This is a genomic window from Caulobacter ginsengisoli (assembly GCF_030814835.1).
In the GTDB taxonomy this organism is placed as follows: domain Bacteria; phylum Pseudomonadota; class Alphaproteobacteria; order Caulobacterales; family Caulobacteraceae; genus Caulobacter; species Caulobacter ginsengisoli.
The window spans coordinates 339377-351177 of the sequence record NZ_JAUSVS010000001.1 but is presented as its reverse complement, the minus strand read 5'-3'; the positions used below and the strand labels follow the sequence as shown (position 1 = coordinate 351177).

Sequence of the window (11801 nt, the reverse complement as noted above, 5' to 3'; positions counted from 1 at the left end):
CCTCAGATCAACCGCTTGATTTCCTTGCGCATCCAAACCAGCCGGTAGTACGCCGCCTGCATCACGAACATCGCCGTGAACGCGATGGGATAGGCTACCCATACCCCGTTGATCCCCATACGCAGACTCAGCCACCAGGACAACGGCACCTGGATCGCCGCGATCGAAAAGATCGAGATCCCGGTCGGGACCATGACCTCGCCGCTGGCCCGCATCACCGCCGCCGTCACCCCCGCCAGGCCGAAGATGATGGTGCTCCACAGGATGATGTGCAGCAGGGTCAGGGCCATCTCGGTGACCTCCGGGCTCTTGATGAAGAGCCCGATCAAGGGGCGGCTCAGCAGGTAGGCGATAGTGATCAGCGAGCCGGTGAGACACAGGTTCATCAGATAGCCGGTGCGGGTGATCGGCCCCAGCCGCTCGGTCCGCCCCGCCCCGATGGCCTGGGCCGCCAGGATCGAGGCGGTGATCGAGATCGAGATGGCCGGGAACTGCACATAGCTCATCACCTGGTTGACCGCCCCATAGGCCGCCGTCGCCGCCGAGCCGAAGCGGTTGACCAGGAACAGCACCGCCACCTCCGACAGCGAGACCACGATCATCTGCACCCCGCCCGGCAGGCCGATGCGCAGGATCAGTTTCAACAGGCCCGGATCGATCTTCAGATGGGCCAGCAGCTCGCCGTCCGGGGCCAGCGGGTGATGACGGCGACGCAGCCGCCAGGCCAGCCAGCTCAGGGTCACCAGGGTCGAGACGATGTTGGCGATGGCCCCCGAGCGCACCCCCATCGGCGGCAGGCCCAGCCAGCCCTTGATGAGCAGCGGCGTCAGCACCAGCCCCACCCCCGTCGCCACCCCCAGCGCGATCAGCGGGGTGACCGTGTCACCCACGCCCCGCAGCATCGAGGTCCACAGCAGAAACACGAAGAGGGCCGGCAGGGCGATCAGCACGATATGGGCGTAGTCGATGGCGTCGCCCAGGATGTCGGCCGGCGTCCCCAGCCACATCAAGAGCTGGCGCGCGAAGACGATGCCGAACACCGCCACGATCAGCCCGGCCAGGAAGGTTACGGTTCCCGCCGAGCCGGCCACAGCCTTGATCCGCTCGGGCTCGCGCGCCCCCCAGGCTTGGCCGACCAGCACCGAGGCCCCGGCCCCCAGCCCGATGATGAAGGCGATGAAGAAGAACTGGATCGGAAAGAACCCGGCCACCGCCGCCAGGGCTTTGACCCCCAGCATCTGGCCCAGGAAGATGTTGTTGATGGTCCCGGACGCGGCCTGAAGAATGTTGGCCAGCACCATCGGCCCCAGGAATCGCAGATAGGCGCGCCACAGCGGCCCCTCGACCGCCGGCCCACCCTCTTTTTGGAAGGATGGCGCTCCTTCGGTCTGCTCCGTCCCGTCCATCACCGGCTCCAACGCGTTGCAGGCGTTTACGCTGCTTCGCGTGGAAGTCAATAATACCCGGGTGAAATGAAGCAGACCTCAGATCACGGCGTAGACGATCAGTCCCAACGCCACCGCGTACAGCACCCATCCCGGATGTCGCCCACGCGTCCCCCAGAAATTGCCCACCGCCCCGAACAGGTACGAACTCCCCACCAGCCCCGCCGTCACCAGCCGCGCCTGCGGCTCCAGCCACAGCGCCGCCGCCACCAGCGCCACCCCGCCCAGCAGCCAGTTGTAGGTTGTGAACTGCAGCAGCGGCGGGACCAGCCGTCCGGCCGGTCTGGCCGCCGCGCCCGAGGCGACGAAGGGTCGGACCATCAACCGCTGCACCAGAACCCCGTGGACCACCGCCACCCCGGCCCCGATCACGCCCGCGCCAACCAGCGCCATCATCTGCAAGGTCATCACCATACACTCCTGTATGGTTCATACCTTGCGCCCGGCCATGGCCGCCGTCAATACACCAGTGTATGGTGGATCCCCATGAGCGACCGCCTTTCCAAATCCCGCTGGATCCGCCACGGCCTGCGCACCCTGGCCAATGACGGCCCCGGGGCCCTGAAGGTCGCGCCGATGTCGCAGCGGCTGAAGGTATCGCGGGGCAGTTTCTACTGGCATTTCAAGGATATCGGCGACTTCCGCGCCCAACTGCTTGGCAGTTGGCGCGAGCGAACCACCGACCAGGTCATCCAGGAGCTGGAGACCGAAACCCCCGGCCCCGACCGCCTGAAATCCCTGCTGCGCCGGGCCTTCGGGGTGCGCCGGCGCCTGGACCGCGCCATCCGCGCCTGGGCCGCCGAGGACATGACGGTCGCCGCCCTGGTCGATGCTGTCGACACCAGCCGGGTGGCCTACATCGCCGGCCTGCTCACCGCCGCCGGCGTCGAACCGGCCCGCGCCCAGGGCCGGGCCGCCTTCCTCTACTGGGCCTATCTGGGCCAGGCGGCGACGCGCTCGAGCGTCCCCGCCGCCCTCCTCGACGAGATCGCCGAGCTCTTCGAAAGCGGATCAAGCCGCCCGGCGGCGCGTTCCGGTCCCATGACCGACTCCATACATCCCGACTCAGTTCTGGGCGCCGCCGAAGCCGACCTCGACCCCAAACAGGCCGCGCTCCTGAAGAAGACTCTGGCCGACCACCCTGACCCGCCGGGCAAGCAACTGCTCAACACCGGCCAGGAAGAGGTCTTCTCCCGCGAGGAGGTCGAGCGCGGGACGGTCGAGCACCGGGACGAGACGGGGAAGACGTAGAGCTCCCTACTCGCAGTAAACCCTCACCTTCGTCGCCTCCTGGTCGACATTGACCGTCAGCTCCTCGAGCTGGTCGACCAGGTCGTCCAGGTTCTCGGGCTTGAGCTGGTTGATATCGAAATCCATCCCCCGCTCGCGCAGGGCGGCGTTGACCTTGTCCCGGGCCTGGGGCGGGATCACCCCGGCCAGCCGCACCCCGGCCCGCAGCACCTGCATCGGCACGCGGACATTGACGTTGCTGGGAACGCCCCGGTGGTCGGTGGTCTCCACCGCCACCCGCAGGTATTTGGCCCGGGCCTTGGCGGCGGGAAGTACCGTAACCGGACCGGCGTCGCGGTCCAGGGCGGCGATCAGGCGGTCGGCCTCCTCGGCCGAGATGCGGCCGTCGGCCAGCATGTCGAGGATTCGGCGGCGATCAGCGTTCATGGCGTTGCTCCTTTTAGAACAGACGAATGGAAACCCGGGCGTGGGGCGCATCGACCTCAACGGTCGTCCCCGCGCAGGCCAGCAGCACCCGCCACGCCATCCAGACGGCGGCGAACGGCCGGGGCGACCCGGGGATCAGGGCCAGCGCCGCGATGGGCAGCAGCGGCAGGACCAGCACGGCCGGCAGCAGCACCGGCAACCACAGCCGCACCGTGCGGCGCTGTATCGGCATGGCGATGGCGTTCATCGCTCGCCCTCCAGTTGGCGGATGGCCTCGCCGGCGGTGATCTCGCCGCGCTCCAGCCGGTCAAGCACGGCGTCGCCGGCCGGTTCAGCCGGCGGCCGCGTATCGATGTCGATGAATTCCAGGTTGCCGGCGATGCGGTTCAGCCGGGCCTTGATGGTCGGATAGCTGACCCCGAACACCCGCTCCATCTCCTTGATCGAGCCATGGCTCTTGACGAAGGCGGCGACGAACACCTGGTCCTCGGCCGACAGCCGGGCCAGCTGCGGCGCCTGGAACTGGCCCTCGATGGCGATGCCTTTGTCCGGCATGCGCACCCGCTCGACGATGAGGGGGCCGCCGCCGGTCAGATCGACCAGGGCCTGCCAGTCATGAATTTGGTCTGGGCTGCTCATGAGAGCAATATGAATTCATTTTTTTGAACTTTCAAGCGTCACAAATCAATTTTCTTAATTTCAAAGCATCAGATGGGGACATGATCGGCGCCCCGCGCCGTTCGTGTCCCCCTATTGGCCACGGGCGTGGCCGGCTTCAGGAGGGACACGCCCCTTCGGATCATGTCCCTCGACGCTCCCCCTCCCCCGGGTGTTCAATTGCGCCAACCAGAACAGGGAGACGCACACCATGGCCGACGAGCCCACCATCCTCACGGAGAAGCGAGGCCGCCTCGCGATCGTCACCCTCAACCGCCCGGCCGCGCTCAACGCCCTGACCGGCGCCATGATGGGGGCCTTCAACAACGTCGTCGCCGAGCTGGAGCGCGACCCGGCCGTCACCGCCATCGTCATCACCGGGGCCGGTCGGGGGTTCTGCGCCGGGTTCGACAGCGCCGAGCTGGTCAAGACCACCGAGACGGGCCTCGCCGAACGCAATCTCGCCGACCGCGGCGTCGACGAGGACCTGCCGGCCCAGTTCATCGGGTTACTTAAGGTGAGCAAGCCGGTGATCGCCGCCGTCAACGGCCCGGCGGCGGGCCTGGGCTTCATCCTGGCCATGATGTGCGACCTGCGCTTCGCCAGCGACACCGCCGCCTTCGTCACCGCCTTCAGCAAACGCGGCCTGATCGCCGAGCACGGGGCCAGCTGGATGCTGCCCCGCATCGTCGGCCCCAGCCGCGCGCTCGACCTGCTCTGGAGTTCGCGCAAGGTCGGGGCGGACGAGGCCCTGCGCATCGGCCTGGTCGACCGCGTCGTCCCGGCCGCCGAGCTGCTCGACGCCGTCGCCCAGTATGTCGACGACATCGCCGCGAACGTCTCCCCCCGCTCGCTGGCCATCATCAAGGGCCAGGTCTATGCCGGCCTCTCCGAACCCGTCGGCCCGGCCGTGCGCGAGGCCGACCGCCTCACCCGCGAGAGCCTGTCCCACCCCGACTCCAGAGAGGGCGCCAGGTCCTTCGTCGAACGCCGCCCGCCCCAGTTCGCGCCCTGGACGGGGGTGGTCTGATGTACTCCACCCTGCTCATCGACGAGCCGGCCCCCGGCGTCGCCCGCATCACCCTCAACCGCGCCGACCACCTCAACGCCTACAGCTTCCGCATGACCCAGGAGCTGCAGGCGGCCCTGGACGCCTTCCGCGATGACGACAGCAAGCGGGCCCTGATCCTCACCGGGGCCGGCGGCCGCGCCTTCTGCGCCGGCGGTGACATCTCCGGCGACGATCCCGAGCACTCGGCCAAGGTCGCCGCCCAACCCCTGGGCCATGGCCGCGAGATGCGCGAGGGCATGCAGGCCGTAGTCCTGCGCCTCAGGCGCCTCGACAAACCCAGCATCGCCGCCATCCACGGCTATGCGGTGGCCGGCGGCTTGGCCCTCGCGCTCGCCTGCGACCTGCGCATCGCCGGCGCTTCGGCTCGGCTGGGCGACACCTCCGGCAAGATCGGCCTGCTGCCGGACGAGGGCGGCGCCTGGCTCTTCCCCCACTTCATGGGCCTGGACCGGGCCCTGAAGATGACCCTGCTGTCGGAAGTCTATCCCGCCGAAGAAGCGGCCCGCCTGGGCCTGGTCACCGAGGTCGTCCCCGATGAGGACCTGGAGAGCCACGCCCTGGCCCTCGCGTCCGCCCTCGCCGCCAAGGCCCCCCTGGCCGTGCGCCTGGTCAAGATGATGATGCACAAGGCCGCCGAGACCTCGCTGGAAGCGTCGATGACCGACGCCCAGGTCGCCGTCATGGTCGCCAACCCCAGCCAGGATGTCCGCGAGGGGCTCAAGGCCTTCCGCGAGAAGCGGCCACCCAAGTTCGAGGGGCGCTAAGGGATGGTGATGTTCGGCTTGTCCGGAAAACGGGGGTCGTAGAACATGTAGGTGAAGAACGGCTTGGGCGAGGGCTCGTAGGTGCGCTTGAGCAGCTCGACCCGCACCGCCTCGACGAACACCTCCGGCACGTCGACCTTGACCGCATCGAGCGACCCGGTCGCCGGCTCGATGACCTTGGAGACCTTCAGGGTCGCCACCTTGCCGGCCTCGTCGACGGTCACCTCGAAGATCACCGAATAGACCCTGGGCCGGGGCTTGGCGTCGGCCGTTCCGGTTATCGCCAGGGCGGCGAAGGCGGCGGCAATCAAAAGGCGTCTGCGCATGGCGATCTCCCCTGCCCCTAGTGTCCCGATTCCGAAGTTCGCATCAGATCGTGGCAGGCGCCGACGAACTTCGGAATCGATAAGGACACTAGCAAGTCTATGTTTCTAGTGTGCTTTTTGGATCAGAAGTTCGCTCCCCAGGTCGACCCATTCTCTGGCGAACTTCTGATCCAGCACACTAGCCTGACCGCAAGCTAGCGAGCTGGCAATGTCAGATCGCCCGGCAGGTTAGCCCCAGCGCTTGGCCGCCAAATACCCCGCGCCGGCCGCCGCGGCGCTGACGAACGCGCCCCAAGCCAGATCGGCGAACGTCACCGTCAGCGAGAACCCCTTCAGCGTCGCCAGGTTGGTCAGGTCATAGGTGGCGTAGGCGATGAAGCCGAACACCGTCCCCATCAGCGCCGCTTCGGCCAGCCGTCCTGAGGCCAGGGCCGGTCGGATGGCGAAGATCACGACCCCCGCCAGATAGATCAGATAGAAGGCCGCCGCCGGGCCCAGGCGCGGCGTCTCCAGGATCAGCGGCCCGATCTCGTCGCGATAGAGCTCATGGGCAATGACGCCCAGCCAGGTCATGTCCAGGGCCAGGAACACCACCGCGGCGACGGCGTAAGCGATCAGATAGCGTCGCATGGATGAGGTCCCTCCGTTGCCCGAAAGGCCATCTAGGCCGGCGCGGCGACGCGCCAAGAGGCTGCTCCAGACACTTCTGGTGAAATGGGCATTTCTTGCTAATGTCGGGAAAGTGACTCTCGTCGGGGGAGCAGGATATTGGGAATTTCCAAGGCGGCCCGTCTCGAGCGGCGCCAACGTCAACGCCATCGCCTCTACCGCCTGCTGTTCGGGGCGGCCGTTATCCTTGTCGCGGGACTGGGCGTCGCCGCGCTGGGGGAATTGCTGTCGTCGTAGGGGCGGGGGAACCCTACTCCGCCGCCGCCATCAGCCTCGACCCGGCGGTGAACCCGGTCTTCACCGCCAGCGCCGCCTTGGCGTTCTCATATTCCTCGGACAGCCGCGCCACCATCTCGCCGGCCGTCGGCAGCGACTTGACGGCCCCGATGCCCTGGCCGCAGCCCCAGATATCGCGCCAGGCCTTGGCCTCGGTGTTGCCCCCGGACCCGAAATTCATCTTCGACGGATCGCTGACCGGCAGGTTCTCCGGGTCCAGCCCGGCGTTCACGACCGAGGGGCGCAGATAGTTGCCATGCACCCCGGTGAACAGGTTGGAATAGAGGATGTCGTCGGCCTTGCTGTCGATGATCATCTGCTTGTAGCGCGGGTCGGCATTGGCCTCCTGCGTGGCGATGAAGGCCGAGCCGATATAGGCCAGATCCGCCCCCATGGCCTGCGCCCCCAGGATCGCCGCCCCGTTGGCGATCGAGCCCGACAGCGCGACGGGGCCGTCGAACCATTCGCGGATCTCCTGGATCAGGGCGAACGGCGACAGGGTGCCGGCGTGTCCCCCCGCCCCGGCCGCCACGGGAATCAGGCCATCGGCCCCCTTCTCGATGGCCTTGCGGGCGAAGCGGTCGGTGATGACGTCATGCAGGGTGATGCCGCCGTAGGAATGGATGGCGTTGTTGAGATCCTCGCGGGCCCCCAGGCTGGTGATGACGATGGGGGCCTTCCATTTGACGCACAGCTCCAGGTCTTCCTCGAGCCGGTTGTTGGTCTTGTGGACGATCTGGTTGACCGCGAACGGCGCCGACGGGGTGTCGGGGTGCGCCTTGTCCCAGGCCGCCAGCTCCTCGGTGATCCGGTGCAGCCACTCGTCCAGCATCGAGATCGGCCGGGCGTTCAGCGACGGAAAACTGCCGACCACGCCCGCCTTGCACTGGGCGATCACCAGTTCTGGCCCGGAGATGATGAACAGCGGCGAGCCGATGACGGGCAGATGCAGGCGGTCACGCAGGACGGGCGGCAGGGCCATGGGCAGGGTTCCGTGGGGTTATGAATATACGTTGTAAGTTAAACGGGCGTTCGGGATTGCGCAACTGATTTGAGAGCGTGGCTGTGCTTGACCGCCCTAGCGGCAGGGGTTCAAACCGTCTCCCGCACTGCAACGGAGAGTGAAGCTTTGGACGCGCCGCTGCCCCTGGCCGAGGACTTCGAAATCCCCAGCCGGGCCGACTGGATGGCCCTGGTCGAGAAGACGCTGAAGGGCGAGACCTTCGACGCCGCTCTGGTCACCCGCACTCAAGGCGGCCTGCCGATCCAGCCGCTCTATGTCGCCGATGGCACGGCCCCCATCGGCCGCGACCTCTCCGAGCGCGACCCCGACCGCCCCTGGGACCTGCGCACCCACATCGTCCAGCCGGACTTGGCCAAGGCCAATGCCGACATTCTGCGCGACCTGGAAGGCGGCGCGGCTTCCGTCCTCATCACCCTCGACCCCACCGCCCAGGCTGGCGTCGCCATCGGCTCGCCCGAGGCCCTGACCCGGCTGCTCGAAGGCGTTCTCATCGACCTGGCCCCCGTCGCTCTCGACGCCGGCTTCCTGGGCCCCAAGGCCGCCGACTGGCTGGGCGCCGCCGCCAAGTCAGCGCCGAACGCCCCGCTGGCCTTCCACCTCGACCCGCTGTCGGCCTTCGCGGAAACCGGCGCCAGCCCCGGCCCCGTCGAGAGCCACATCATCTCCGCCGCCACCGTCGCGGCGCGACTGGCGACCACCTACCCCAAGGCCAGCCTGTTCCTCGCCAGCGGCCAGGTCGCTCACGAGGCCGGGGCCTCCGAGGCCCAGGAACTGGCCGTCATGGCCGCCAGCGCGCTGGCCTACGCCAAGGCCCTGGTCCGTGCGGGCCTCTCGATGGAAGACGCCTTCAAGGGCATCGTCATCGGTCTGGCCGTCGACGGCGAATACTTCGTCGGGGTCGCCAAGCTGCGCGCCGCCCGCGCCGTCTGGGATCGCATCACCGCCGCCTGCGGCGTCAGCGTCCCGGCCCGCATCGAGGCCCGTTCCTCGCGGCGGATGCTGACCAGGCTGGACCCCTGGACCAACCTGCTGCGCCTCACCGCCGCCGGCTTCGCCGCCGCCGTCGGGGGCGCACAGTCCATCGTGCTGGGAACCTTCACCGACGCCATCGGCCGGCCCACCGAGTTCGCCCGCCGCCAGGCCCGCAACACCCAGCTCGTCCTGATGGAAGAAGCGCACCTGGGCCAGGTCGCCGACCCGGCCGGCGGCGCCTGGTATCTCGACCAACTCACCGAGGCGCTCGCGAAAGCCGCCTGGACCGAGTTCCAGGCCATCGAGGCGGCCGGCGGCATCGTCGCGGCCCTCTCATCCGGCCTGATCGCCGGCAAGGTCGCCGAGAGCCGCGAGGCCATCCTCGCCTCGGGCCGCAAGGTCCTGGGCGTCACCGTCTTCCGCAACCCCGACGAAAAGCCGGTCGAGGTCGACACGACCCCCGGCGCCCCGGTCGAGGCCCCCTCGGTCCGCCTCCCCGGCCCCGACGGCCACTGCCCGCTGCTGACCCCCATCCGCCTTTCCGCCGACCTGGAGGCCTGACCCATGGCCAGCTTCCCCGACTTCTCGACGATCGATTTTGCGACCACCCCCGCCGGCGACGCCCCCGACACCGTCGCCTGGAACACCCCCGAGGGCATCGCCGTCAAAGCCGGCTACGACGCGGCCGACATCGAGGGGCTGGACTTCATCGACGGCTATCCGGGCCTGGCCCCGTTCGTGCGCGGTCCCTACCCGACCATGTATGTCACCAACCCCTGGACGGTCCGCCAGTACGCCGGCTTCTCGACCGCCGAGGACAGCAACGCCTTCTACCGCCGCAACCTGGCGGCCGGTCAGATGGGGCTGTCGGTGGCCTTCGACCTGGCCACCCACCGCGGATATGACAGCGACCACGAACGGGTGAAGGGCGATGTCGGCATGGCCGGGGTGGCCATCGACTCCATCCTGGACATGCGCACCCTGTTCTCCGGCATCCCGCTGGAGAAGATGAGCGTCTCGATGACCATGAACGGCGCGGTGCTGCCGATCCTGGCCCTCTATATCGTGGCGGCCGAGGAGCAGGGAGTGAAGCCGGCCCAGCTCAGCGGCACGATCCAGAACGACATCCTCAAAGAGTTCATGGTGCGGAACACCTACATCTATCCGCCCCTGCCCTCGATGCGGATCATTTCCGACATCTTTTCATACACTTCGCGCGAAATGCCGAAGTTCAACTCGATCTCGATCAGCGGCTATCACATGCAGGAGGCCGGCGCGACCGCCGACCTGGAGCTGGGCTACACCTTGGCCGACGGCATCGAATACGTCCGCGCGGGCGTGGCCGCCGGCATGACGGTGGACCAGTTCGCCCCGCGCCTGTCGTTCTTCTGGGCGATCGGCATGAACTACTTCATGGAAGTGGCGAAGATGCGGGCCGCCCGCCTGCTCTGGGCCCGCCTCATGAAGCGCGAGTTCGATCCCAAGGACGCCCGCTCCCTCTCCCTGCGCACCCACAGCCAGACCAGCGGCTGGTCCCTGGCCGCCCAGGACGTCTTCAACAACGTCCCCCGCACCTGCGTCGAGGCCATGGCCGCCGTGAACGGCCAGACCCAGAGCCTGCACACCAACAGTCTCGACGAAGCCCTGGCTTTGCCGACAGATTTCTCCGCCCGCATCAGCCGCAACACCCAGCTCTTCCTGCAGATGGAGAGCGGCACCACCAAGGTCGCCGACCCCTGGGGCGGCAGCTATTACGTCGAGCGGCTGACCTACGATTTGGCTAGGCGTGCGATGGCCCATATCGACGAGGTCGAGGCGCTGGGCGGCATGGCCAAGGCCATCGACCAGGGCCTGCCCAAGCTGCGCATCGAGGAGGCCGCCGCCCGCACCCAGGCCCGCATCGACAGCGGCCGCCAGAGCGTGGTCGGGGTCAACCGCTACCGTCCGGAAGTGGCCGACGACATCCCGGTCCTCAAGGTCGACAACAGCGCCGTCCGCACCGCCCAGCTCGAGAAGCTGGCCCGCCTGAAGGCCGAGCGTGATCCAGCCGCCCTGGAAGCCGCCCTCACCGCGCTGGAAGACGGCGCGCGGGGCGAGGGCAACCTGCTGGCCCTGGCCGTCGACGCCGCCCGGGCCAAGGCTACGGTGGGCGAGATCAGCTTTGCACTTGAGAAGGTCTTCGGCCGCCACCGCGCCGAGATCCGGTCGATCCAGGGGGTCTATGTGGCCGAGAGCGGTTCCGACGGCGCTGTGGCGAAGGCGCGAGCCATGGTCGAGGCCTTCGAACAGGCCGACGGCCGCCGCCCCCGCATCCTGGTCGCCAAGATGGGCCAGGACGGCCACGACCGCGGCCAGAAGGTCATCGCCACCGCCTTTGCCGACCTGGGCTTCGACGTCGACATCGGGCCCTTGTTCCAGACCCCCGCCGAAGCGGCGCGCCAGGCCGTCGAGAACGACGTCCACGTGGTTGGGGCCAGTTCGCTGGCGGCCGGCCACCTGACCCTGGTGCCGGAGTTGAAGGGCGAGCTAGCCAGCCAGGGCCGCGACGACATCATGATCGTGGTCGGCGGCGTGATCCCGCAGCAGGACTTCCAGGCCCTGATGGACGCCGGCGCATCCGCCATCTTCCCGCCCGGCACGGTCATCGCCGAAGCGGCCATCGACCTGCTCGACAAGCTGAACAAGCAGCTGGGCTATACGCAGGGCTGACCAACCTTCCACGGCTCCTCTCCTCTCCGAGGAGAGGTCGACTCTGAGCGCGAAGGCGCGAAGAGCGGGTGAGGAGACAAGTCAGCGGAAGCCTACCGGGGGAACACCCTCCCGTGGCCGGAAGCTGAACCGCCGCAAGGCTCCTCCTCCCGGGGACGCCGCCTTCGGCGTGTCCCTCGCCTCCTCCTCGCAAGCGAGGAGGAGAGCCGT

Annotated in this window: 13 protein-coding genes; 5 read left to right on the top strand and 8 right to left on the bottom strand. The window is 68.1% G+C overall.

Features of this window, described 5'->3' with window-relative positions; genetic code table 11:
• Positions 1–2: 2 nt before the first annotated feature.
• Entirely contained in the window at positions 3–1406 is a 1404-nt protein-coding gene (locus tag QO010_RS01685) for an MATE family efflux transporter (protein WP_307345084.1), read from the bottom strand.
• A gap of 78 nt (positions 1407–1484) precedes the next feature.
• Positions 1485–1853, bottom strand: coding sequence for a hypothetical protein (locus QO010_RS01680; RefSeq protein ID WP_307345081.1), 369 nt, complete (start codon positions 1851–1853; stop codon positions 1485–1487).
• A 78-nt stretch (positions 1854–1931) separates the two neighbouring features.
• Between QO010_RS01680 and QO010_RS01675 the strand changes: the two genes are divergently transcribed.
• Complete coding sequence (locus QO010_RS01675) at positions 1932–2696, top strand: TetR/AcrR family transcriptional regulator (RefSeq protein ID WP_307345079.1); 765 nt, start codon at positions 1932–1934, stop codon at positions 2694–2696.
• A gap of 6 nt (positions 2697–2702) precedes the next feature.
• On the opposite strand, the gene QO010_RS01670 is transcribed toward QO010_RS01675, so the two are convergent.
• Genes QO010_RS01670 through QO010_RS01660 form a run of 3 tightly spaced genes read right to left on the bottom strand, consistent with a single transcriptional unit; the run spans position 2703 to position 3761 of the window.
• Positions 2703–3122, bottom strand: a complete 420-nt coding sequence (locus QO010_RS01670; protein ID WP_307345078.1) for an SHOCT-like domain-containing protein — start codon at positions 3120–3122, stop codon at positions 2703–2705.
• A gap of 13 nt (positions 3123–3135) precedes the next feature.
• Positions 3136–3369 (bottom strand): hypothetical protein, encoded by a 234-nt coding sequence (locus QO010_RS01665; protein ID WP_307345076.1) that lies wholly within the window; start codon positions 3367–3369, stop codon positions 3136–3138.
• On the bottom strand, positions 3366–3761 hold the full coding sequence (locus QO010_RS01660; protein WP_307345074.1) for a DUF2089 domain-containing protein: 396 nt from the start codon (positions 3759–3761) through the stop codon (positions 3366–3368). The genes QO010_RS01665 and QO010_RS01660 overlap by 4 nt, the downstream gene beginning before the upstream one ends.
• 229 nt (positions 3762–3990) lie before the next feature.
• On the opposite strand from QO010_RS01660, the gene QO010_RS01655 reads away from it, so the two are divergent.
• Both QO010_RS01655 and QO010_RS01650 read left to right on the top strand, forming a co-directional pair.
• Positions 3991–4809, top strand: coding sequence for an enoyl-CoA hydratase-related protein (locus tag QO010_RS01655; protein ID WP_307345071.1), 819 nt, complete (start codon positions 3991–3993; stop codon positions 4807–4809).
• Positions 4809–5615 (top strand): enoyl-CoA hydratase/isomerase family protein, encoded by an 807-nt coding sequence (locus tag QO010_RS01650; RefSeq protein WP_307345068.1) that lies wholly within the window; start codon positions 4809–4811, stop codon positions 5613–5615. The genes QO010_RS01655 and QO010_RS01650 overlap by 1 nt, the downstream gene beginning before the upstream one ends.
• Here QO010_RS01650 and QO010_RS01645 read toward each other — a convergent pair.
• From QO010_RS01645 to QO010_RS01635, 3 genes are all read right to left on the bottom strand, one after another.
• A complete protein-coding gene (locus QO010_RS01645; protein ID WP_307345066.1) occupies positions 5612–5941 on the bottom strand; it encodes a hypothetical protein in 330 nt (109 codons plus the stop codon). The two genes, QO010_RS01650 and QO010_RS01645, sit on opposite strands and share 4 nt — an antisense overlap.
• Positions 5942–6169: 228 nt before the next feature.
• A complete protein-coding gene (locus QO010_RS01640) occupies positions 6170–6571 on the bottom strand; it encodes a DUF2177 family protein (RefSeq protein WP_307345063.1) in 402 nt (133 codons plus the stop codon).
• A gap of 289 nt (positions 6572–6860) precedes the next feature.
• Positions 6861–7868 carry an NAD(P)H-dependent flavin oxidoreductase gene (locus QO010_RS01635; RefSeq protein ID WP_307345060.1) on the bottom strand — a complete coding sequence of 336 codons (1008 nt, stop codon included), beginning with the start codon at positions 7866–7868 and terminating at the stop codon, positions 6861–6863.
• Between the two features lie 204 nt (positions 7869–8072).
• On the opposite strand from QO010_RS01635, the gene QO010_RS01630 reads away from it, so the two are divergent.
• Both QO010_RS01630 and scpA read left to right on the top strand, forming a co-directional pair.
• Complete coding sequence (locus QO010_RS01630) at positions 8073–9443, top strand: methylmalonyl-CoA mutase family protein (RefSeq protein ID WP_307347037.1); 1371 nt, start codon at positions 8073–8075, stop codon at positions 9441–9443.
• A gap of 3 nt (positions 9444–9446) precedes the next feature.
• Positions 9447–11591, top strand: coding sequence for a methylmalonyl-CoA mutase (gene scpA, locus QO010_RS01625; RefSeq protein ID WP_307345055.1), 2145 nt, complete (start codon positions 9447–9449; stop codon positions 11589–11591).
• Positions 11592–11801 lie beyond the last annotated feature (210 nt).